The sequence below is a fragment of the Pseudomonas japonica genome (assembly GCF_013522925.1).
GTDB classification, from domain to species: domain Bacteria; phylum Pseudomonadota; class Gammaproteobacteria; order Pseudomonadales; family Pseudomonadaceae; genus Aquipseudomonas; species Aquipseudomonas japonica_A.
The window spans coordinates 466,410-487,293 of the sequence record NZ_JAAMQU010000001.1 but is presented as its reverse complement, the minus strand read 5'-3'; the positions used below and the strand labels follow the sequence as shown (position 1 = coordinate 487,293).

Sequence of the window (20,884 nt, the reverse complement as noted above, 5' to 3'; positions counted from 1 at the left end):
TATCCTAGACATTAGCCGAAGCGGGATTTACGCGCGCTGCCACGGCGCCCCATGCTGACTGGAAGTACTTTGGCATAAGGTCTGTCTATGGAACGCGTAGGTTCGGGGAAGCGCAAGAATATTCTGTTCATCATGGCCGACCAGATGGCCGCCCCATTACTGCCGTTTTATGGAGCCTCGCCGATCAAAATGCCCAACCTCTCCCGGCTGGCAGAGGGCGGGGTGGTTTTCGATTCCGCCTATTGCAACAGCCCGCTATGCGCCCCCTCGCGCTTCACCCTGGTCAGCGGCCAGCTTCCCAGCCGCATTGGTGCCTATGACAATGCGGCGGATTTCCCTGCGGATGTCCCGACCTATGCCCATTACCTGCGTCGGATGGGCTATCACACCGCGCTGTCCGGAAAGATGCACTTCTGCGGCCCGGATCAGCTGCACGGCTACGAAGAGCGCCTGACCAGCGACATCTACCCGGCGGACTACGGCTGGGCAGTGAACTGGGACGAACCGGACGTGCGCCCCAGCTGGTACCACAACATGTCTTCGGTGCTGCAGGCCGGCCCTTGTGTGCGCACCAATCAGCTCGACTTCGACGATGAGGTGGTATTCAGGGCCCGCCAATACCTTTATGACCATGTGCGCAAGGGCGACGGCAAGCCGTTCTGCCTCACGGTATCCATGACACACCCCCATGACCCCTACACGATCCCGAAAGCCTGGTGGGACCGCTACAGCGACAGCGACATCCCGCTGCCCGGGAACGTGCCGCCACAAGAGACCCTCGACCCTCACTCGCAACGGCTGTTAAAGGTGTACGACCTGTGGAACAAGCCAATGCCTGACCACAAGGTACGTGACGCCCGCCGGGCCTACTTTGGCGCCTGCAGTTACATCGATGATCAGGTAGGTACTTTGCTGGCGGTGCTGGAAAGCACAGGCTTGATCGAAGACACCGTGATTGTATTCAGTGGCGATCACGGCGACATGCTCGGAGAGCGGGGCCTTTGGTACAAGATGCACTGGTTCGAGATGGCCGCGCGCGTGCCGTTGCTGGTGTGGGCCCCCGGGGCCTTCGAACCCTCCCGGGTATCCGCCAGCGTATCCACAGCCGATTTGCTCCCCACGCTGGTAGAGCTGGCCGGTGGCGAAACCGTACCTGATCTACCCTTGGATGGCCGCTCGCTGATGCCTCACCTGCAAGGTCTGGCCGGGCACGATGAAGTCTTCGGCGAGTACATGGCTGAGGGTACCGTGAGCCCGTTGATGATGATCCGCCGCGGTGCCTACAAATTCATTTACAGTGAAACCGACCCATGCCTGCTATATGACCTGAGCAATGACCCGGCCGAACGGGAGAACCTTGCCGATTCGGCAGACCATACCCAGGTTTTCAGCGCTTTCGTTGAAGAGGCACAGGCAAAATGGGATATGCCTCAGATTCACCGCCAAGTGCTGGCCAGCCAACGGCGCCGCCGCCTGGTTGGCCAGGCACTGGCAATGGGCACGCTGAAGAGCTGGGACCACCAGCCGCTGGTGGACGCCAGTCAGCAGTACATGCGCAACCACATCGACCTGGACGATCTGGAGCGCAAGGCGCGTTTTCCGCAACCCTGCCAATTAAACGAGAACGAAGGGGGAAGACCATGAAGACCTTATCCACAGTGCTTTTGCTCGCCAGCCTTGGCGCGGCGACATCGGCCGCTCAGGCGGCGGAGAGCTGCAGCCCGGTCCGGATGGCCGACCCCGGATGGAGCGATATCGCTGCCACCAACGCTATGGCCGGTATCGTGCTTGAGGGCATGGGCTACAAAACCAAGGTGGATTCACTTGCGGTGCCCATTGCTTATGGCGGCCTGCGCGACGGGCAGATAGACGTGTTCCTGGGTAACTGGATGCCGGCACAGCAAGGCTTTTATGACCAGTTCGTGGCTTCCGGCAAAGTCACCCAACTTGCCGAAAACCTCAAAGGCACGGAATTCACGCTGGCGGTACCTGATTACGTGTACGCCGCGGGGGTACATGATTTCAAAGACCTGAGCAAATTCGCCGACAAGTTCGACAAGAAGATCTACGGCATCGGCTCCGGCGCACCGGCTAACCAGTCCATTGCCGAGATGATCAAAAAGAACGACTTCGACCTGGGGCAATGGAAGCTTGTGGAGTCGAGCGAACAGGCCATGCTTTCGGAGGTAGAACGCGCGGTGAAGCGTGAGCGTTTCGTGACGTTCCTGGGCTGGACCCCCCACCCCATGAACGTGAAACTGAAGATGCACTACCTCACCGGCGGCGAAGCGTATTTCGGCAAGACCGGTAGCGTGTACACCTTGACCCGTAACGGGTACGCCGACGCCTGCCCGGAGGTAGCCAAGCTGTTCAGCCAGATGAAGTTCACCCAGGACATGGAGAACGCAATCATGGCCGACGTGGTGGACAAGAAAGTCAGCAATGTAGAGGCCGCCAAAACCTGGCTCAAGGCACACCCCGAAGTACTGCAGGGCTGGCTGACAGGCCTCAAGACCATGGACGGCAAGGAGGCCTTGCCTGCCGTAGCCGCGAAGCTGTAAAGGCAGCTATCGCCAGGGCTCAAATGCCCTGGCGCAGCTCAACGAGTACCGGCGCGGTGGCCACTTCCACGCCACGCCAGTATCGGAAGGCCACCGCGGCTTGTTCCACCAGCATTCCCAGCCCGTCCAGCGCTTTCGCCGCACCCAGCTCCAGCGCCCACGCGCTGAAAGCTGTGGCAGTGCTGCCATACATCATGTCGTAGCACACCGTATGTCCCGGTTTGATCACGCTGACGGGCAATGGTGGCACTTCTCCGGCCAGGCTGGCCGCCGTGGCATTGATGATGACGTCCACTGGCCCATCCACTGCCTCGAACGCCGCAGCAGAAATCGGCCCTAGCGCACCAAACAGCTTGGCGAGGCCTTCGGCTTTGTCGAGGGTACGGTTGGCGATGACCAAAGAGGCCGGGCGCTGCTCCAGAAGGGGCTCGATCACGCCACGGGCCGCACCGCCCGCGCCTAACAGCAGGATGCGCGCGCCCTGCAGGGTTACTCCACAGTTATGAACCAGGTCGCGTACCAGGCCTTCACCGTCAGTGTTGTCCCCGCGCAGGCGGCCGTCTTCGAGGCGGCTGAGCATATTCACAGCGCCCGCCCGCTCCGCGCGTGGGGTGAGCACGTCACACAACCGCCAGGCCTCTTCCTTGAACGGTACCGTCACGTTGCCGCCACGCCCGCTTTCAAAAAAAGCCCTGGCAGTGGCACTGAAGCCATCCAGCGGTGCGAGCAAAGTGGTGTACTCCAGTACCTGCCCGGTTTGCTCGGCGAAACGGCGATGAATGTAGGGCGACTTGCTGTGCGCTATCGGGTTGCCAAATACAACGTAACGGTCCATGCCTCAGCTCTCGGTAGAGCAAAATCATCCCATTGAATCTCTGGGTAATTTCTGCGGTGATTTATGGCCTGTTCGGTGCCTCACAGTTCCCCTGTGGGAAGCGGGCGAAGCTCGCGAACAGTTCTGATCATTTTTTTCGCAAGCTTCGCCCGCTTCCCACAGGGCATAACACTCCTAGGGTTCCAGGCCTAGGGCAGGGGCCACGCCCAGCCAGTCGCGGTCTTGCAGGAAGTAGTCGGTCAGCCTGGCTTCTTCGCTGCCGGGTTCTGGCTTCCAGTCATAACCCCACCGTACCGTTGGCGGCAAGGACATGAGGATGGATTCGGTGCGCCCGCCGGACTGCAAGCCGAACAGTGTGCCTCGGTCGTACACCAGGTTGAACTCTACGTAGCGGCCGCGGCGAAATTCCTGGAAGGCTTTCTGCTGCTCGGTCCACGGGGTTTCGCGGCGGCGCTGAACGATCGGTAGCCAGGCCTGGATGTAGGCATCACCGATGGCTCGCATGAAGGCGAAGCTGGTGTCGAAGTCCCAGCTGTTCAGGTCGTCGAAGAACAAGCCGCCAATACCCCGTGGTTCATTGCGGTGCTTGAGGTGGAAGTAGCGATCACACCAGGCCTTGTAGCGCAGGTACACATCGTCACCAAAGGGCGCACAGGCGCGCTCCGCGATCTGGTGCCAATGAACGCAGTCCTCTTCGTAGCCGTAGTAGGGCGTGAGGTCGAAGCCCCCGCCGAACCACCACACCGGTTCCTCGCCTTCCTTTTCGGCAATAAAGAAGCGCACGTTGGCATGCGAAGTGGGCACATGGGGGTTGTGAGGGTGCATCACGAGCGACACGCCCAGTGCCTCGAACGAGCGACCTGCCAGCTCGGGCCGGTGCGCGCTGGCCGATGGCGGCAGGCCCGTGCCGTGAACGTGAGAGAAGTTCACGCCGCCTTTCTCGATGACCGTGCCGTTGTCCATGACCCGGGTGCGGCCGCCGCCACCCGCCGGCCGCGTCCAGGCATCCTCGATAAAGCGCGCGCCGCCGTCTTCATCTTCCAACGCCTTGCAGATGCGGTCCTGCAGCTCGAGCAGATAGGCCTTCACGGCCTCGGTGCGAGTGTTCATCGGTTACCTCTTGCACGCCTACGCCAACGGCCGTGGGCCACGGCCAATGAAATCGGCGCGTAGCATACCATCCGTACTCGCCCTGGCAGTTGACGCCGGTCTATGGAAAGGCGTCCGATAGGCGCTTCGTTCGAGAAAACAGAGGAAGCAACCGATGGCAAGGCGTATTCAGTTTTCCAGCAATGGCGGCCCCGAGGTACTTGAGCTCGTCGATTTCCAGCCGGCCGAGCCCGGCCCGCTGGACGTTCGCGTGCGCAACCATGCCATTGGCCTCAACTACATCGACACCTACTACCGCAGCGGGCTGTACCCGGCGCCAGCCTTGCCGTCCGGGCTGGGTACCGAAGCCGCCGGCGTGGTCGAAGCCGTGGGGGCTCAGGTTACCGCCCTGCAGGTGGGCGATCGCGTGGCCTACGCCGGGGGGCCCCTTGGCGCTTACAGCGAGGTTCATGTACTTCCCGCTGCCAGCGTTGTGAAGCTGCCAGAGTCGATCAGCTTCGAGCAGGCCGCTGCCGTGATGCTCAAGGGCCTGACGGTTCAATACCTGTTGCGCCAGACCTACAGGCTGCAAAGTGGCGAAACCATCCTCTTCCACGCCGCTGCCGGTGGGGTTGGCCTGCTGGCCTGTCAATGGGCGTCGGCCCTGGGTGCCAAGGTAATCGGCACCGTGAGTTCCGCGGAAAAAGCCGAGAAAGCCAAGGCGGCCGGCGCCTGGGAGGTCATCGACTACAGCCATGAAGATGTGGCCAAGCGGGTACTCGAACTTACGGATGGCAAAAAATGCCCGGTGGTGTATGACGGGGTAGGGAAGGACACCTGGGAGGTGTCTCTGGACTGCGTGGCGCCGAGGGGCTTGCTAGTGAGCTTCGGCAATGCTTCCGGCGCGGTGAGCGGGGTTAATCTGGGCGTACTGGCCGGCAAAGGCTCGCTGTACGTAACCCGCCCTACGTTAGGCACCTATGCCCTGCCGGGCGCGTTGCAGGGCATGGCGGATGAACTGTTCGAAATGATTGCAAGCGGCAAGCTGAACGTCGACATCAACCAGCGCTATGCATTGGCAGATGCCGCCAAGGCGCACACTGAGCTCTCCGGTCGCAAGACCACAGGCTCGAGTGTGTTGCTGCCTTGAGCCAATGAAACGCTGCGGCCCTGGGCTCAGGGCCGCACCACCTCACCGCTGCGCAGGTCACGGATCACGCTTGGGCTTTTGCGGCCACCCAGGGCACCGCCGAGGACCATGTCCACTTGGCCTCGGAAGTATTGCTCCACGCGCAGCCGGCTGCGTGCTGGCGGGCGGCCTTGAGGGTTGGCAGAGGTTGAAACCAATGGCCCAACGAGTGCGCACAGTTCGCGCACCAGCGGATGATCGCTGACCCGCACCGCTACGCTGTCATGTTGGCCGGTAATCCACGCCGGCAGCAGGTCCCGATGGGGCACCAGCCAGGTATTGGGGCCAGGCCAGGTACTGGACATCTTGTCCAGCCAGTCCTGGGGATAATCCTCGAAAAGGAAATCGAACTGCCGGATGTTGTCGGCGATGAGTATCACGCCTTTCTCAACGGAGCGCCCCTTGATCGCGAGCAGGCGATACACGGCGTCTTCGTCCCATGGATCGCACCCCAACCCCCATACGGCCTCGGTTGGGTAGGCAATCACCGCACCGGCACGGATTTCCCGCGCGGCCTGTTGCACACGCCAACTGCTTTCCATTGTCGCTTTCCTCCCAGGCTGAATGTTGCGCAGTGTAACTAGGCAGGGCGTCCAAACCAACGCCCCGCTTCACACGCCGCCCGCCCCGCCAGCTCATGCTCGGTAAGCGCGGCCAGTACCTTTGGCAGAGGCCAACCCAGGCTCTGGGCCAATTGCTCGGCGGTTTGCGGAGCAGCCAGCAACCGGCGGACCACAGGGTCACCGGGCACTTCGGCCAGCGCTTCCACAGGCGCTTGGCCGCTCGCGACGGGCAGCTGCGCTTGCCATCCGCGAAGGCCCTCAAGAATGTGCTGTACCGACTCCACCAGTTGCGCGCCGTCTCGTATCAACTGGTGGCAACCTTTCATGCCCGGATGATGGATGGAACCCGGAATGGCAAACACTTCCCGGCCTTGCTCGGCAGCCAGGCGCGCGGTGATCAGCGAGCCGCTGGCAATGTTGGCTTCCACTACCAGCACACCCAGCGACAGCCCACTGATGATGCGGTTGCGCTGTGGAAAGGTTTCGCGCGTGGGTGCCATTTCGAGCGGAAACTCTGAAACCAGCGCACCATCGCTCTCAAGCATCGCGTCGGCAAGCCGGCGATGCCGCTGTGGATAAAGTTGTTCAAGGCCGCTTCCCAGCACTGCGACCGTGGCCCCTCCAGCCTCCAGTGCCGCGCGATGGGCTGCGCCGTCTATACCCATGGCCAGCCCGGACGTCACTACAAACCCCGCGCTGGCCAGGCAACGCGAGAAAGCCTTCGCAGTATCCAGCCCTGGTGCAGAAGCGCGTCGGCTTCCAACGATTGCCAATTGAGGCCGCTCCAGCAGCGCGGGCTTTCCCGCAACGAAAAGCAGCGGCGGCGGGTTGGAAATTTCATTCAGCAGGGCAGGGTAGTCAGGGCTATCAAAGGCCAGCAAATGATGTGCGGGGCCGTCCAGCCAGCGCAGCGCCGCAGTGGCGGCGTCTCGTACGATGGCGTCGTGACGAGCGTTCGCTGCGACCTGCGACAACCCCAGCGCGCGCCATGCCGCAACGGGCGCACTGAGCGCGGCATGGGCAGAGCCAAAGGCGCCTATCAACTTTCGAAAATGAATCGGCCCTGTTTCCGGCAAGCGGTGCAAGCGCAGGCGCGCTTCTAGCTCTGCCGATGGCGGCAGGTGGGGGGTGAAAAGTGGCATACGATCGTCCTTGATCCTGGCCTCCACAGCCTGTGCTCATGCTGTGGATAACTATGTTTATAACTTTTATGGCCTACGGGTTACGAACCTTGTCCTGTACTGCCAGTGAGCGGCTGGCGGTAAGCACCAGACCATAGCTCAATTTCTGATAGGTGCGGAACACCATCACCAACCCGGCGCGCTCGTCCGGGACCTTTACCTGCTCACCGCTGATACGGTCACGCACGGTTTCACCGGTCTTGTAGATCGCCAGTACGTTCCCTTCTTCCAGGCCGTCCCGCTGCCCCTTGTCCAGCGTTACCACATCGTATTTGCCAATCTGGGTAACGCCTCGCGGCACATCAATGATGCGGCCTTCGATCGCGGCTGCAGGTGGGCTAGGGAAAAAGGTGGAATTCACCGCATGCTCTTCGCTGGTGAACAGCCGATCCCCCAGTCGCACCTCCGCGGTGGAGCGCTGCAGGTTCAAAGTAGCGATATCGCCTTCGGTGGCCACCACTTCCCCGCCGCCAATATTGTCCGCGTTGATACCCAGCACTTCCTGGGTATCAGGGTCGGTGTACACCTTGCCCTGGCGGAAAATGCCATACACGGTATGGGCGGGGTCGAACTGCCCACGGGCATAGATACGGTCACCCATGCCGCTGAGCACGCGCTCCTGATTGCCCGCGACAATGTAAGGCGCTGTGTCGAACACCGAGGCGTCGTCGACGATCCTGTTGCTGATCAGGAACGCATTGATCGCACCCAGTGGAATACTCGGCACCGCCTCGGCAACGGGCGTGGCGCGTACATGAGGTGACAGTTTTATCGTTCCGCGAGATAGCCCTCGCTCGAGGAATAACTGCGGCTGGCCATTGACCATGCCAAGCACCAGCGAATCTCCCGGGTAGATAAGGTCCGGGTTGGCGATTTGCGGGTTGGCGTGCCAGATGTGCGGCCACTGCCAGGGCTGGTTGAGAAACTTGCCGGCGATGTCCCATAAGGTATCGCCCTGCACCACGGTATAACGCTGCGGATGGCCCTCGCGCAGCAGCTCCTCACCATGGGCCAGGCTTGCGCCGGCGAGCAGCAGCAGGGCGAGTAATGATTTCCTCATGCCGTGAATCCCTTTATCATGTACGCATTCGTCAAACCCGGCCGCCGGTTCCGGCTGATCGCCTTGCCCTCGGCGGGCTTTCCATGAGCAGCAGCTGCTCAACAAGCGCTCGGCGCCATTCCCACTGACTTTACCTTACAGTGCAGCACTAAAGCATATGGCTATTTTAAACATCCTCGAATTTCCGGACCCGCGCCTGCGCACCATCGCCAAGCCGGTCACGGTTGTGGACGACGAGCTGCGCACGCTGATCGACGACATGTTTGAAACCATGTACGAGGCTCCCGGCATCGGCTTGGCTGCCACTCAGGTGAACGTGCACAAGCGCGTGGTGGTGATGGACCTCAGCGAAGACCGCAGCGAGCCCCGGGTTTTCATCAACCCCGAGTTCGAATCGCTCACCGACGAAATGGACCAGTACCAGGAAGGTTGCCTGTCCGTTCCCGGCTTCTACGAGAACGTCGATCGCCCGCAGAAGGTCAAGGTCAAGGCGCTCGATCGGGACGGCAAGCCTTACGAACTGATTGCCGAGGGCTTGCTGGCCGTTTGCATTCAGCACGAATGCGATCACCTGAACGGCAAGCTGTTCGTTGATTACCTGTCCACGCTCAAGCGGGACCGGATCAAGAAAAAGCTCGAGAAACAGCACCGCCAGCAGGCGTGATTACCCCTCCGCCCAAGGGCTTGCTTCGGCAAGCCCTTTTCATTTCAGCGAGAAGCTCATGCGCCTAGTTTTTGCCGGTACCCCAGACTTCGCGGCCGAACACCTGCAAGCCCTGCTTGGCGGTGCTCACCAGGTGGTGGCCGTCTATACCCAGCCGGATCGCCCCGCCGGGCGAGGCCAGAAACTGATGCCCAGCCCGGTCAAGCAACTGGCCCAAGCCCACGGCATACCGGTTTACCAACCTCAGACCCTGCGTAATCCGGAGGCCCAGGCAGAGCTTGCCGCGCTGGCCCCGGACCTGATGGTGGTAGTGGCCTACGGGCTTATCCTGCCCCAGGCCGTGCTGGATATTCCCCGCCTGGGCTGCATCAACAGCCATGCCTCACTGTTGCCTCGCTGGCGCGGCGCCGCCCCGATCCAGCGGGCCATCGAAGCCGGCGACAGCGTTAGCGGCGTGACCGTAATGCGCATGGAGGCGGGTCTGGATACGGGGCCGATGCTGTTGAAAGTGACCACGCCCATCAGCGCCGAGGACACTGGCGGCAGCTTGCATGATCGCCTGGCCCAATTGGGGCCGGTCGCTGTACTCGAAGCCATTGAAGGGCTGGCGGCTGGAACCCTGGAAGGCGAGGTACAAAACGATGCCGACGCTACCTATGCGCATAAGCTCAACAAGGACGAAGCCCGCATCGACTGGACCCGCCCGGCAATTGCCCTGGAGCGCCAGATACGCGCATTCAACCCGTGGCCGATCTCTCACAGCTTGCTGAACGGCGAGGCGCTCAAGGTGTTGAGCGCTCGCACCGCGGCAGGCGCAGGCGCACCGGGGGAGATCATCGCTGCCGACAAGGGCGGCCTCACCGTGGCCTGTGGCGAGGGCGCGCTGTCCCTTTCCCGTCTGCAACTCCCAGGCGGCAAACCATTGGCCTTCAGTGACCTCTACAACAGCCGGCAAGCGCTCTTCAGCACCGGCACGGTACTGGGCCAATGAGCCCGCGGCTGGCGGCAGCCCGAGCCCTGGCGGCAGTGCTCAGCGGCAAGGCCTCGCTCAACAGCGCACTCCCCGCGCAATTGGAGCGTGTTGATGGGCGCGACCGAGGCCTGGTTCAGGAGCTGGCATTCGGCACCGCTCGCTGGGAACCTCGCCTGGCCTTGCTGGCCGAACAACTGCTGCAAAAGCCATTCAAGGCCGCCGATGCAGACGTATACGCCTTGTTGCTGCTGGGCCTTTACCAACTGTTTTACACGCGTGTGCCTGCTCATGCGGCCATCGCGGAAACGGTAGGCTGTGCCGACAAGCTGAAGAAAACCTGGGCCAAAGGCCTGCTCAATGCCGTGCTGCGGCGCGCACAGCGCGAAGGCGAAGCTGTGCTTGCGAGCCTGGAGCGAGACCCGGTGGTGCGTACCGCCCACCCTCGCTGGCTGCAGAAAGCCTTTAAGGCTGCCTGGCCCGAGCAGTGGGAAAGCCTGTGCGCCGCGAATAATGAACATCCTCCGCTGACGCTGAGGGTAAATCGTCACCTGCAAACCCGGGACGGCTATCTCGCGCAACTGGGCCAGGCTGGGATCGAAGCCACGGCGTGCCGCTTCAGCCCAGATGGCATCACGCTTGCTGCCGCTACCGATGTCACTGGCCTCCCGGGCTTTGCCGAGGGCTGGGTAAGCGTGCAAGACGAAGCCGCGCAATTGGCCGCTGGTTTGCTCGAACTCAAGCCTGGCCAGCGGGTACTGGATGCCTGCTGTGCACCGGGTGGTAAAACCTGCCACGTACTGGAAAGCATGCCCAACCTTGGCTACGTGCTGGGGATCGACCTGGAAGCGAAGCGTTTGACGCGGGTGGAGGAGAACCTGGCGCGTCTGGGCCTTGCAGCGGATCTGCGCGCCGCCGATGGCCGCGACCTCGCTGCCTGGTGGGACGGCAAGCCTTTCCAGCGGATCCTGCTGGACGCGCCCTGTTCGGCCACCGGCGTCATCCGCCGCCACCCTGACATCAAGCTTACTCGCCAGGCAGACGATATTCCCGCGCTGGCAAGCCTTCAAGGTGAGTTACTGGATGCCATGTGGAGCACCCTGGAAGTCGGCGGCATCCTGCTGTACGCCACCTGCTCGGTACTGCCAATGGAAAACAGCGATACCATTGCCGCCTTCCTGGAACGCACCCCCGGCGCCCGCGAGCTGAGCCTGGACACCGAAGCCGGTATCGCCCAGCCGCACGGTCGCCAGCTGTTCCCACAAAACGGCGGGCACGACGGGTTTTATTACGCCAAACTCATGAAGATCGCCGCCACTGGCGGCCGCTGAGCGAGCTGATCGTGAAAATCATCATTCTAGGTGCCGGCCAGGTCGGCGGCACCCTTGCCGAACACCTGGCCGGCGAGGCCAACGACATCACCATCGTCGACACTGACGGCGAACGCCTGCGCAGCCTGGGCGACCGGCTGGACATTCGTACGGTGCAGGGCAAAGCGTCGTTCCCAACCGTGTTGCGGCAGGCCGGTGCCGACGATGCCGACATGCTCGTGGCGGTCACCAACAGCGACGAAACCAACATGGTCGCGTGCCAGGTGGCCTATACGCTGTTCCATACCCCGCGGCGCATTGCGCGGGTTCGCGAGGCGGCGTATCTCACCCGCGCTGACCTGTTCGCCAACGAGGCCATCCCGGTCGATGTACTGATCAGCCCGGAACAGGTGGTTACCCATTACATCAAGCGGCTGATCGAACACCCCGGCGCGCTTCAGGTCATCGACTTTGCCGGAGGCAAGGCGCAGCTGGTTGCGGTACGCGCCTATTACGGTGGCCCGCTGGTGGGCCAGCAGTTGCGGCAGATCCGCCATCACATGCCCAATGTGGAAACGCGTGTGGCGGCGATCTTCCGCCGCGACCGGCCGATCCTGCCACGCGGTGACACGGTGATAGAAGCCGACGACGAAGTCTTCTTCATCGCCGCCAAGGCTGATATCCGCGCCGTGATGGGCGAGCTGCGCCGGCTGGATGAAAACAACAAGCGAGTGGTGATTGCCGGGGGCGGGCATATTGGCGAGCGGCTCGCGGAAGCCATCGAAAGCCGGTACCAGGTGAAAATCATCGAGATGAGCCCGGCCCGCTGCCGCTACCTGTCCGAAAGCCTCAACAGCACCGTGGTGCTACAGGGCAGCGCCTCGGACCGGGACCTGATGGTCGAAGAAAATATCGCCGACGCGGACATCTTCGTAGCGCTGACCAACGATGACGAAGCCAACATCATGTCGTCGCTGCTGGCCAAGCGGCTGGGCGCGCGCAAGGTAATGACGCTGATCAACAACGCGGCCTACGTGGACCTGGTTCAAGGCGGCGAAATCGATATCGCCATCAACCCGCAGCTGGCAACCATTGGCAGTTTGCTCACGCACGTGCGTCGCGGCGACATCGTCAGCGTGCACTCTTTGCGCCGTGGCGCTGCCGAAGCCATCGAAGCCATCGCTCATGGCGACGCGCGTTCGAGCAAGGTAGTGGGCCGCGCGCTGGAAACGATCCCCATGCCCCCGGGTACCTCCATCGGTGCGATCATCCGGGACCAGGAGGTGATCATTGCCCGGGCCGACACCGTGATCGAAACCGGGGACCACGTGATCCTGTTCGTTGTGGATAAAAAATATATTCGCGATGTGGAAAAGCTCTTCCACGTTGGGCTGAGTTTCTTCTGAAGGTGAAGTGATGATCGAATCCTTGGAAAAAATGCTCGCCAAGGGTGTGGATAACTCACTCCTTCGGTTCGGGCTTGGAAAGGGCTACCTCGATGCAGCTGACGCTCCTCGCGCGGCGGAGCACCTGCGCCGCTGCGTGGAGCAGGACGCGGGCTACTCGGCCGCCTGGAAGTTACTCGGCAAGGCGCTGCAGCAGCAGGGCGACCTGCCTGCCGCGCGCGCCGCCTGGGAGCAGGGGATCGCGGCGGCGCAGGCCAAGGGCGACAAGCAGGCGGAAAAAGAGATGAGCGTGTTTATCCGCAAGCTTGAGCGCAACGCCTGAGGCTCAGTACCAACGGGCCTCACCCGGCGGGCGCTTCTTGAAGCGCTTCATGCTCCACATGTACTGGTCCGGGTACGCCCTTACATACGCTTCCACTACCTGGCTCATGGCTGCGGCGGAGGTTTCCACGTCGGTGCTGTACATGGCCTCTGGCGCTGCCTTGAGCATCACCTTGAAGCCTGAACCATCCGCCAGGCGCACGGCGTGAAGGAACACCCCGACCGCTTTGCCACCCGCCAGCATGTTGGGCACGAACTTGCTGGTGAGCGCTTGCGTACCCAGGAAGGGCACGAATACCCCGGCAGACTCGGCCGGCTCCGGGTCTGCCGGAATACCCACCTGGCCACCCTTGCGTACTTCCTTGATCACGCTGAGGATGCCTTCCTTGGTAGAAGCCGCCACGCGATTGCCCAACTGCACCCGCTGTTTGCGCAGCAGTTCATCCACAGCCTTGAGCTTGGGTGGGCGATAGAAAATGATCGGTTTGCACTGGCTGCAATAGAAGTGGTTGAGCACTTCCCAGTTACCCAGGTGGCTGGTGATGCCAACAACCCCTTTGCCGCTGGCGAGCGCCGCCTCGAGTACTTCCAGGCCTTCAACTTCACGAATCAACGCGAGCGAACGTTCGGCTGGCCAGATCCAGGCACATGCACTTTCGGTGAACGAACGGCCGATACCTTTGAGGCTTGCCCCGGTCAGTTGCTCGCGTTCGGCTGGTGACAGTTCGGGGAAACACTTGGCGAGGTTGATCCGCACCACGTCCCGGGAACGGTTGGGCAGCTTCCACATCAGCCAACCGATGGCGGCGCCTACTTTCTGCACGCCACCCCACGGCAACGAGGCAAAAGCCTTGAGCACGCCCACCATCAAGGCGCCCTTGAAGTTTTCCACAGTTCAATCCCCTGATAACGAGCCGGCCATTCTACCCCAGCATGGGCGGCGCTTCGCATAATGCCCGGTAGCGGTCGCAGTCGGTGGTGTGGTCCATGACCATCCCCGATGCCTGCATAAAGGCATAGCAAATGGTCGGGCCCACAAAGCTGAACCCAGCCTTCTTCAGGGCCTTGCTCATCGCCTGGGCTTCGGGTGTCTGGGTGGGGATTTCACTGCGGTCGGCAAAGTGGTTGATCTTCGGTTGGCCGCCAATGAAGGACCACAAGAAGCCCACCGGATCTTCAAGCCGCAGCCAGGCCTGGGCGTTTTGCCGGGCGGCATTGAGCTTCATTCGGTTGCGGATGATGCCCGCGTCCTGCATGCGAATCTCGATCTCGGCATCGGTCATGCGTGCAAGGCGCTGGGGATCGAAGGCAAAAAGCACCTCGCGATAACGCTGGCGCTTCTTGAGGATGGTGATCCAGGACAACCCCGCCTGGAACCCTTCAAGCACCAGCAACTCGAACAGGCGCTGCGGATCACGCAGCGCAAGGCCCCATTCATGGTCGTGGTACTGCTCGTAAAGCGGGTCGGTGGTACACCAAAAGCAGCGTGGCATAAAGCTCCGGGCTAGTGGGGCAGACGATTCGGGGTATACTCCCGCTCTTTAATTCGCAGCCCAAGATACAGGTGAATTTGTGAACCAGCCTACGCCAGCCGTGCGTACCTTCCAAGACTTGATTCTAGCCTTGCAACAGTACTGGGCAGAGCAAGGTTGCGTGGTGCTTCAGCCTTACGATATGGAAGTAGGCGCGGGCACCTTTCACACCGCCACCTTCCTTCGCGCCGTAGGCCCGGAGAACTGGAACGCAGCCTACGTGCAACCCAGCCGTCGCCCGGGCGATGGCCGCTACGGCGAGAACCCCAACCGCCTTCAGCACTACTACCAGTTCCAGGTGGTACTCAAGCCGAACCCGGAAAACTTCCAGGAGCTGTACCTCGGCTCGCTGCGTCATATCGGGCTGGACCCGACCGTGCACGACGTTCGCTTCGTCGAAGACAACTGGGAATCGCCCACGCTCGGCGCATGGGGCCTGGGCTGGGAAGTGTGGCTCAACGGCATGGAAGTGACGCAGTTCACGTACTTCCAGCAGGTAGGCGGTATCGAGTGCTACCCGGTCACCGGCGAGATCACCTACGGCCTCGAACGCCTGGCGATGTACCTGCAGGGCGTGGACTCGGTCTACGACCTGGTGTGGACCGACGGCCCGTTCGGCAAGGTCACCTACGGAGACGTGTTCCACCAGAACGAAGTGGAGCAGTCGACCTACAACTTCGAGCACGCCAACGTCGAGAAGCTGTTCGAGCTGTTCGATTTCTATGAAAGCGAAGCCAACCGCCTGATCGAACTGCAACTGCCGCTGCCGACCTACGAAATGGTGCTCAAGGCGTCGCATACCTTCAACCTGCTGGATGCGCGCCGGGCGATTTCCGTCACCGAGCGCCAGCGTTACATCTTGCGGGTGCGCGCACTGGCCCGTGCCGTGGCCCAAAGTTATCTGCACGCCCGGGCACGCCTGGGCTTCCCGATGGCAAACCCCGAATTGCGAGATGAAGTGTTGGCTAAGCTGGAGGCTGCACAATGAGTGCGCAAGATTTTCTGGTTGAACTTGGCACCGAAGAACTGCCACCCAAAGCGCTTGCCACCCTGGGCGAAGCCTTCCTTGCCGGTATTCAGAAGGGCCTTCTGGCCGCAGGGTTGAATTACACCGCCAGCCGTTACTATGCCGCGCCTCGGCGCCTGGCAGTGCTGGTCACCGGGCTGGACACGCAGCAGGCAGACCGCAGCGTCAACCTGGACGGCCCGCCACGCCAGGCAGCCTTCGACGCGGACGGCAACCCCACCCAGGCCGCCCTCGGCTTTGCCCGCAAGTGCGGCGTGGACATCAGCGAAATCGACCAGAGCGGCCCAAAGCTGCGGTACAGCCAGACGATCACCGGCAAGCCGACGATCAGCCTGCTGCCCACTATCGTCGAGGATTCGCTCAACGACCTGCCGATTCCCAAGCGCATGCGCTGGGGCGTGCGCAAGGACGAGTTCGTGCGCCCAACGCAGTGGCTGGTGATGCTGCTGGGCGACCAGGTGGTGGATTGCACATTGCTCGCACAACGTGCCGGGCGAACGTCCCGCGGCCACCGCTTCCATCATCCGGACAACGTGTTGATCGGCTCGCCGGCCAGCTATGCCGATGACCTGCGCAAAGCCTATGTTCTGGCCGACCTGGCCGAGCGCCGCGAAATTATCCGCAAGCGTGTGGACGAACTTGCCGTGCAGCAGGAAGGCACGGCAATCGTGCCGCCTGCGCTGCTCGATGAGGTTGCCTCGCTGGTGGAATGGCCGGTGCCGCTGGTGTGCTCTTTCGAGGAGCGCTTCCTGCAAGTGCCGCAGGAAGCACTGATTACCACCATGCAGGACAACCAGAAGTACTTCTGCCTGCTGGATGCCGAAGGCAAGTTGTTGCCGCGTTTCATCACTGTGGCGAACATCGAAAGCCGTGACCCCACGCAGATCGTCCAGGGCAACGAAAAGGTCGTGCGCCCGCGCCTGACCGACGCTGAGTTCTTCTTCAATCAGGACAAGAAGCAGCCACTGGAAAGCTTCAATGCCCGCCTGCAGAACGTGGTGTTCCAGGCGCAGCTCGGCAGTGTCTATGACAAGGCCGTGCGGGTGTCGAAACTGGCCGCATTCATCGCGCCACGCATTGGTGGGGATGCCCAGCGCGCCGCGCGTGCCGGCCTGCTGAGCAAATGCGACCTGGCGACCGAAATGGTTGGCGAGTTCCCCGAGATGCAGGGCATCGCGGGTTACTACTACGCTCTCAACGACGGCGAGCCGCAGGATGTAGCGCATGCACTGAACGAACAGTACATGCCCCGTGGCGCCGGCGCCGAATTGCCGCAGTCACTGACTGGCGCGGCCGTGGCGATCGCCGACAAGCTTGATACCCTCACCGGTATCTTCGGCATCGGCATGTTGCCAACCGGTAGCAAGGACCCCTACGCCTTGCGCCGTGCGGCACTGGGCGTGTTGCGCATTCTGATCGACAAGCAGTTGGATCTGGACCTGGCCGAAGCGGTGAATTTCGCCGTGGCCCTGTACGGCGCGAAGGTGGACTCCACCGCCCTGGCCGAACAGGTGCTGGAATTTGTCTTCGACCGCCTGCGTGCACGTTACGAAGATGAAGGCGTGGATGTTGCCAGTTATCTGGCCGTGCGTGCCCTCAAGCCAGGCTCGGCGCTGGACTTCGATCAGCGCGTGCAAGCTGTGCAAGCGTTCCGCCGTTTGCCGGAAGCCGAAGCGCTGGCCGCGGTAAACAAGCGGGTATCGAACCTGCTGGGCAAGGCAGAGGGCGCGGTAGCGGCCACTGTGGAGCCCAAGTACTTCGATAACGCCCACGAGTTTTCCCTGTATTCGGCGATCCAACAGGCCGACCACGCGGTTCAACCAATGGCCCAGGCACGTCAGTACAACGAAGCGCTTACGCGTCTCGCCGCCCTGCGCGAGCCTGTGGATGCGTTCTTCGAGGCAGTCATGGTCAATGCCGAGGACCCGAGCGTTCGCGCCAACCGTTACGCCCTGCTGGCCAGGCTGCGCGGTTTGTTCCTGGGCGTGGCCGACATCTCCGTGCTGGGCTGAGCCGTGAAACTGCTTATCCTCGACCGGGATGGGGTCATCAACCATGACTCCGACGCGTATATAAAATCCGTGGAGGAATGGGTTCCTATCCCTGGCTCGATCGAGGCGGTTGCCGAGTTGAGCCAGGCCGGATGGACGGTGGCGGTCGCGACCAATCAATCGGGAATCGCCAGGGGCTATTATCCGCTGGCGACCCTGGACGCCATGCACGCGCGGCTGCGCGAGCTGGTGGGCGAACTCGGCGGCGAAGTGGGGGTGATTCTGTACTGCCCCCATGGCCCGGATGATGAGTGTGAATGTCGCAAACCGCTACCGGGCATGCTGTTGGCCATAGCGGAGCATTACGGCACAGGCCTTGCTGATGTGTGGTTTGTAGGCGATAGCCGCAGCGATCTGGCTGCGGCCGTTGCAGCGGGCGCACGCCCAGTGCTGGTGAAAACCGGCAAAGGGCAGGAGACCGCCAAGGGGGTGCTGCCTGAAGGCACCCTGCAGTTCGATGACTTGGCCGCCGTGGCCAAGGCCCTTATCAACCCGGGCATTGCCCTCTGAAACAGGCGCCGGCCACTTCACGCGGGGCCGGCCCGTACGGTAACAACGCTATGTCCGCATTGCTGGCCATCAGAATCACACTCTTCTACGTTTTGTTGGCCCTCAGTGCATTGATCTGGTGCACGATCGGCTTTTTTGTCTGCCCATTTCTTAAATTCCCGGCGCGCTACCGGTTTATCAACGTCTACTGGTGCCGCTTCGCGCTGCTGCTTACTCGAGTGTTCTTGAACATTCGGGTACGCATCACTGGCGCGGAAAACGTGCCGGCTACCCCTTGCGTGATCCTGTCGAACCATCAAAGCACCTGGGAAACCTTTTTCCTTTCTGCCTATTTCCAGCCGTTGAGCCAGGTGCTCAAGAAGGAACTGCTGTACGTACCTTTCTTTGGTTGGGCAATGGCGATGCTTCGGCCTATCGCAATCAATCGGGATAACCCCAAGGAAGCGTTGCGGCAGGTCGCAACCAAGGGCGACGTACTGCTCAAGGACAGGGTTTGGGTGCTGATCTTTCCTGAGGGCACCCGCGTGCCTTACGGCACCATGGGAAAATTCACCCGCAGTGGCGCTGCCTTGGCGGTGAATGCCGGGCTGCCGGTGTTGCCGATTGCTCATAATGCCGGCAAGTTCTGGCCCAAGGATGGCTGGGGCAAGCGTTCCGGCGTGATCGACGTGATGATCGGCGCTCCCATGTACGCTGAAGGCAGCGGGCCGCGCGCGACCGCTGAGCTGAACGATCGAGCTGCCGCCTGGATTGCCAATGCTCAACGAGAGATGGGCTCTATCGTGACAACAGTGGATACCGGCAACCCGGTCTGATTGTGGATAACTTGTGAGCAGTTTTTCTTGCCGTTTCCTGAAAACGGCTTTAACTCACTGAAATAGAAAGATTTATCTCAAGCGGCTAATCGGCTCAAAAACGTGCATAAGTTTTTCTGCCTCTAGCGAAAGTGCCCGCCAGAACGGGCGGGCACGGTTGGCAGGGCTGGCTGTATTCAGGCGTTATCCAGATCCACGTGTCGCGTTTCTCTCAGGCTGATCAAGCCAACTACCAGGCTCACCGCCGTGACGGTAATCGGGTACCACAGCCCGTAGTAGATATCTCCCGTATACACCACCAGCGCGAACGAGACGGTAGGCAAGAAACCGCCGAACCAGCCGTTACCGATGTGATAAGGCAGCGACATCGAGGTATACCGAATGCGGGTCGGGAAGAGTTCGACCATCACAGCGGCCAACGGGCCATAGGTCATGGTCGCGATCAGAATCAGCGCTACGATAATGCCCACCACCATCGGCTGATTGACCTGGGCTGGCTCCGCTTTGGCCGGGTAGCCGGCTCCTGTGATAGCGCCGCGCAAGGCCGCTTCGTCATAGCCCTCGATACGGGTTTGCCCTACGGTAACGACAACCGCGCTGCCGGCGACCGCCGCTTGGGAGGTGTAAGGTACGCCTGCTTTTACCAACAGGGTTTTGACCTTGTCACAGGGGCTGTCGAAACGGGCCTTTCCTACCGGGTCGAACTGGAAAGTGCAGGTGTCGGGGTCGGCCATTACCACGATGGGTGCTTGCCGGGTTGCCTGGTCGATTTGTGGGTTAGCGTAATGGCTCAGCGCTTTGAAGAGCGGGAAATACAACACCGTCGCCAGTAGCAGGCCCAGCATGAGGATCGGCTTGCGGCCCACGCGATCAGAGAGCCATCCGAAGAATACAAAGAAGGGTGCGCCAATGATCACGCTGATGATCATCAGGTTGGTAGCCTGCGCAGGGTCGAGTTTCAGCATCTGGGTGAGAAAGAACATCACATAGAACTGCGCCGTGTAGAACGTCACGGCCTGCCCGGCATTGATGCTGAACAGTGCAGTCAGAACGATCTTGAGGTTGGCCCACGAGCCGAAGGATTCGCGGATGGGCGCCTTGCTCACCTTGCCTTCGGCCTTCATTTTGGTAAAGGCCGGCGACTCATGCAGGCTCAAGCGAATCCATGTGGAAATGCCCAACAGCACGATGGAAAGCAGGAACGGCAGCCGCCAGCCCCAGACTTCGAACTGATCTCCACTCAGGTATCGGCATGCGGCAACCACAACCAGTGACAGCAGAAGGCCAAGGGTGGCGGTCGATTGAATCCACCCGGTATGGTGGCCACGCTTGTTTGCCGGAGCATGCTCAGCCACATAAGTGGCTGCGCCGCCATATTCCCCTCCCAGTGCCAGGCCTTGGAGCATGCGCAGCACGATGAGGATTACCGGCGCCGCCAGGCCAATGCTCGCATAGGTGGGTAACAAGCCTACTGCAAAGGTAGATATCCCCATCAGCACAATGGTGACAAGAAACGTGTATTTACGGCCAATCATGTCCCCAAGCCGCCCGAACACCAGTGCGCCGAACGGCCTGACCAGGAATCCGGCGGCAAACGCCATCAGCGCGAAGATGAACGCGGTCGTGTCGTTTACGCCAGCGAAAAACTGCTTGCTGATGACCGCCGCCAGGGCGCCATAGAGAAAGAAGTCATACCATTCAAACACCGTACCCAGCGACGACGCGAAAATGATCTTCCGCTCTTCCCTGGCTGCGTTGGGCACCACCTGTGCGGCCTGTGGCTGCGTATAGTCGGTCATT

General features: G+C 61.5%; 20 protein-coding genes. 12 read left to right on the top strand and 8 right to left on the bottom strand.

What is annotated here, in order from left to right; translation table 11 throughout:
• Nucleotides 1–87 precede the first annotated feature (87 nt).
• Together betC and choX are read left to right on the top strand one after the other, a co-directional pair.
• The gene (betC, locus tag G7016_RS02300) at nucleotides 88–1,644 is read left to right on the top strand and encodes a choline-sulfatase (protein ID WP_181111211.1); all 1,557 of its coding nucleotides are present in this window, start codon (nucleotides 88–90) and stop codon (nucleotides 1,642–1,644) included.
• A complete protein-coding gene (gene choX, locus G7016_RS02295) occupies nucleotides 1,641–2,561 on the top strand; it encodes a choline ABC transporter substrate-binding protein (RefSeq protein ID WP_181111210.1) in 921 nt (306 codons plus the stop codon). Before betC ends, choX begins: the two co-directional genes overlap by 4 nt.
• Nucleotides 2,562–2,580: 19 nt before the next feature.
• Here choX and aroE read toward each other — a convergent pair whose 3' ends face one another.
• The gene (gene aroE, locus G7016_RS02290; protein ID WP_181111209.1) at nucleotides 2,581–3,396 is read right to left on the bottom strand and encodes a shikimate dehydrogenase; all 816 of its coding nucleotides are present in this window, start codon (nucleotides 3,394–3,396) and stop codon (nucleotides 2,581–2,583) included.
• Between the two features lie 174 nt (nucleotides 3,397–3,570).
• The gene (gene hemF, locus G7016_RS02285; RefSeq protein ID WP_181111208.1) at nucleotides 3,571–4,506 is read right to left on the bottom strand and encodes an oxygen-dependent coproporphyrinogen oxidase; all 936 of its coding nucleotides are present in this window, start codon (nucleotides 4,504–4,506) and stop codon (nucleotides 3,571–3,573) included.
• Between the two features lie 154 nt (nucleotides 4,507–4,660).
• Between hemF and G7016_RS02280 the strand changes: the two genes are divergently transcribed.
• A complete protein-coding gene (locus G7016_RS02280) occupies nucleotides 4,661–5,635 on the top strand; it encodes an NADPH:quinone reductase (protein WP_181111207.1) in 975 nt (324 codons plus the stop codon).
• 26 nt (nucleotides 5,636–5,661) lie between these two features.
• Here the strand turns inward: G7016_RS02280 and G7016_RS02275 are convergent, their stop codons facing one another.
• The 3 genes from G7016_RS02275 to G7016_RS02265 form a co-directional block, all read right to left on the bottom strand.
• On the bottom strand, nucleotides 5,662–6,216 hold the full coding sequence (locus tag G7016_RS02275; protein ID WP_181111206.1) for an L-threonylcarbamoyladenylate synthase: 555 nt from the start codon (nucleotides 6,214–6,216) through the stop codon (nucleotides 5,662–5,664).
• 38 nt (nucleotides 6,217–6,254) lie between these two features.
• Nucleotides 6,255–7,379, bottom strand: coding sequence for a DNA-processing protein DprA (gene dprA, locus G7016_RS02270; protein WP_181111205.1), 1,125 nt, complete (start codon nucleotides 7,377–7,379; stop codon nucleotides 6,255–6,257).
• 73 nt (nucleotides 7,380–7,452) lie between these two features.
• The gene (locus G7016_RS02265; RefSeq protein WP_181111204.1) at nucleotides 7,453–8,478 is read right to left on the bottom strand and encodes a LysM peptidoglycan-binding domain-containing protein; all 1,026 of its coding nucleotides are present in this window, start codon (nucleotides 8,476–8,478) and stop codon (nucleotides 7,453–7,455) included.
• A 157-nt stretch (nucleotides 8,479–8,635) separates the two neighbouring features.
• Between G7016_RS02265 and def the strand changes: the two genes are divergently transcribed.
• Genes def through G7016_RS02240 form a run of 5 tightly spaced genes read left to right on the top strand, consistent with a single transcriptional unit; the run spans nucleotide 8,636 to nucleotide 13,150 of the window.
• A complete protein-coding gene (gene def, locus G7016_RS02260) occupies nucleotides 8,636–9,142 on the top strand; it encodes a peptide deformylase (protein WP_181111203.1) in 507 nt (168 codons plus the stop codon).
• 58 nt (nucleotides 9,143–9,200) lie between these two features.
• Nucleotides 9,201–10,133: a methionyl-tRNA formyltransferase gene (gene fmt / locus G7016_RS02255; RefSeq protein ID WP_181111202.1), complete on the top strand. Its 933-nt coding sequence runs from the start codon at nucleotides 9,201–9,203 to the stop codon at nucleotides 10,131–10,133.
• Entirely contained in the window at nucleotides 10,130–11,443 is a 1,314-nt protein-coding gene (gene rsmB, locus G7016_RS02250; protein WP_181111201.1) for a 16S rRNA (cytosine(967)-C(5))-methyltransferase RsmB, read from the top strand. Before fmt ends, rsmB begins: the two co-directional genes overlap by 4 nt.
• A gap of 11 nt (nucleotides 11,444–11,454) precedes the next feature.
• On the top strand, nucleotides 11,455–12,828 hold the full coding sequence (trkA, locus tag G7016_RS02245; RefSeq protein ID WP_181111200.1) for a Trk system potassium transporter TrkA: 1,374 nt from the start codon (nucleotides 11,455–11,457) through the stop codon (nucleotides 12,826–12,828).
• A gap of 7 nt (nucleotides 12,829–12,835) precedes the next feature.
• Nucleotides 12,836–13,150, top strand: a complete 315-nt coding sequence (locus tag G7016_RS02240; protein WP_181111199.1) for a hypothetical protein — start codon at nucleotides 12,836–12,838, stop codon at nucleotides 13,148–13,150.
• 3 nt (nucleotides 13,151–13,153) lie between these two features.
• Here G7016_RS02240 and G7016_RS02235 read toward each other — a convergent pair whose 3' ends face one another.
• Nucleotides 13,154–14,041 (bottom strand): lysophospholipid acyltransferase, encoded by an 888-nt coding sequence (locus tag G7016_RS02235; RefSeq protein WP_181111198.1) that lies wholly within the window; start codon nucleotides 14,039–14,041, stop codon nucleotides 13,154–13,156.
• Nucleotides 14,042–14,072: 31 nt separating this feature from the next.
• Nucleotides 14,073–14,642: a DNA-3-methyladenine glycosylase I gene (locus G7016_RS02230; protein ID WP_181111197.1), complete on the bottom strand. Its 570-nt coding sequence runs from the start codon at nucleotides 14,640–14,642 to the stop codon at nucleotides 14,073–14,075.
• 79 nt (nucleotides 14,643–14,721) lie between these two features.
• Here G7016_RS02230 and glyQ point away from each other — a divergent pair, with 79 nt between their 5' ends.
• The 4 genes from glyQ to G7016_RS02210 are packed head-to-tail and all read left to right on the top strand — an operon-like array spanning nucleotide 14,722 to nucleotide 19,084.
• The gene (gene glyQ / locus G7016_RS02225) at nucleotides 14,722–15,669 is read left to right on the top strand and encodes a glycine--tRNA ligase subunit alpha (RefSeq protein WP_181111196.1); all 948 of its coding nucleotides are present in this window, start codon (nucleotides 14,722–14,724) and stop codon (nucleotides 15,667–15,669) included.
• Complete coding sequence (glyS, locus tag G7016_RS02220; protein ID WP_181111195.1) at nucleotides 15,666–17,720, top strand: glycine--tRNA ligase subunit beta; 2,055 nt, start codon at nucleotides 15,666–15,668, stop codon at nucleotides 17,718–17,720. Before glyQ ends, glyS begins: the two co-directional genes overlap by 4 nt.
• Before the next feature lie 3 nt (nucleotides 17,721–17,723).
• Nucleotides 17,724–18,269: a D-glycero-beta-D-manno-heptose 1,7-bisphosphate 7-phosphatase gene (gene gmhB, locus G7016_RS02215; RefSeq protein WP_181111194.1), complete on the top strand. Its 546-nt coding sequence runs from the start codon at nucleotides 17,724–17,726 to the stop codon at nucleotides 18,267–18,269.
• A 50-nt stretch (nucleotides 18,270–18,319) separates the two neighbouring features.
• A complete protein-coding gene (locus G7016_RS02210; RefSeq protein WP_181111193.1) occupies nucleotides 18,320–19,084 on the top strand; it encodes a lysophospholipid acyltransferase family protein in 765 nt (254 codons plus the stop codon).
• 176 nt (nucleotides 19,085–19,260) lie between these two features.
• On the opposite strand, the gene G7016_RS02205 is transcribed toward G7016_RS02210, so the two are convergent.
• Nucleotides 19,261–20,883 carry an MFS transporter gene (locus tag G7016_RS02205; RefSeq protein ID WP_181111192.1) on the bottom strand — a complete coding sequence of 541 codons (1,623 nt, stop codon included), beginning with the start codon at nucleotides 20,881–20,883 and terminating at the stop codon, nucleotides 19,261–19,263.
• Nucleotide 20,884: the final 1 nt, after the last annotated feature.

What these genes read in the sequence shown, in the direction of transcription:
- aroE (WP_181111209.1), bottom strand. Translation starts at nt 3,396, where the DNA reads ATGGACCGTTACGTTGTATTTGGCAACCCGATAGCGCACAGCAAGTCG.
- betC (WP_181111211.1), top strand. Translation starts at nt 88, where the DNA reads ATGGAACGCGTAGGTTCGGGGAAGCGCAAGAATATTCTGTTCATCATG.
- rsmB (WP_181111201.1), top strand. Translation starts at nt 10,130, where the DNA reads ATGAGCCCGCGGCTGGCGGCAGCCCGAGCCCTGGCGGCAGTGCTCAGC.
- G7016_RS02205 (WP_181111192.1), bottom strand. Translation starts at nt 20,883, where the DNA reads ATGACCGACTATACGCAGCCACAGGCCGCACAGGTGGTGCCCAACGCA.
- G7016_RS02280 (WP_181111207.1), top strand. Translation starts at nt 4,661, where the DNA reads ATGGCAAGGCGTATTCAGTTTTCCAGCAATGGCGGCCCCGAGGTACTT.
- G7016_RS02210 (WP_181111193.1), top strand. Translation starts at nt 18,320, where the DNA reads ATGTCCGCATTGCTGGCCATCAGAATCACACTCTTCTACGTTTTGTTG.
- glyS (WP_181111195.1), top strand. Translation starts at nt 15,666, where the DNA reads ATGAGTGCGCAAGATTTTCTGGTTGAACTTGGCACCGAAGAACTGCCA.
- G7016_RS02275 (WP_181111206.1), bottom strand. Translation starts at nt 6,216, where the DNA reads ATGGAAAGCAGTTGGCGTGTGCAACAGGCCGCGCGGGAAATCCGTGCC.
- dprA (WP_181111205.1), bottom strand. Translation starts at nt 7,379, where the DNA reads ATGCCACTTTTCACCCCCCACCTGCCGCCATCGGCAGAGCTAGAAGCG.
- G7016_RS02265 (WP_181111204.1), bottom strand. Translation starts at nt 8,478, where the DNA reads ATGAGGAAATCATTACTCGCCCTGCTGCTGCTCGCCGGCGCAAGCCTG.
- choX (WP_181111210.1), top strand. Translation starts at nt 1,641, where the DNA reads ATGAAGACCTTATCCACAGTGCTTTTGCTCGCCAGCCTTGGCGCGGCG.
- G7016_RS02230 (WP_181111197.1), bottom strand. Translation starts at nt 14,642, where the DNA reads ATGCCACGCTGCTTTTGGTGTACCACCGACCCGCTTTACGAGCAGTAC.
- hemF (WP_181111208.1), bottom strand. Translation starts at nt 4,506, where the DNA reads ATGAACACTCGCACCGAGGCCGTGAAGGCCTATCTGCTCGAGCTGCAG.
- def (WP_181111203.1), top strand. Translation starts at nt 8,636, where the DNA reads ATGGCTATTTTAAACATCCTCGAATTTCCGGACCCGCGCCTGCGCACC.
- fmt (WP_181111202.1), top strand. Translation starts at nt 9,201, where the DNA reads ATGCGCCTAGTTTTTGCCGGTACCCCAGACTTCGCGGCCGAACACCTG.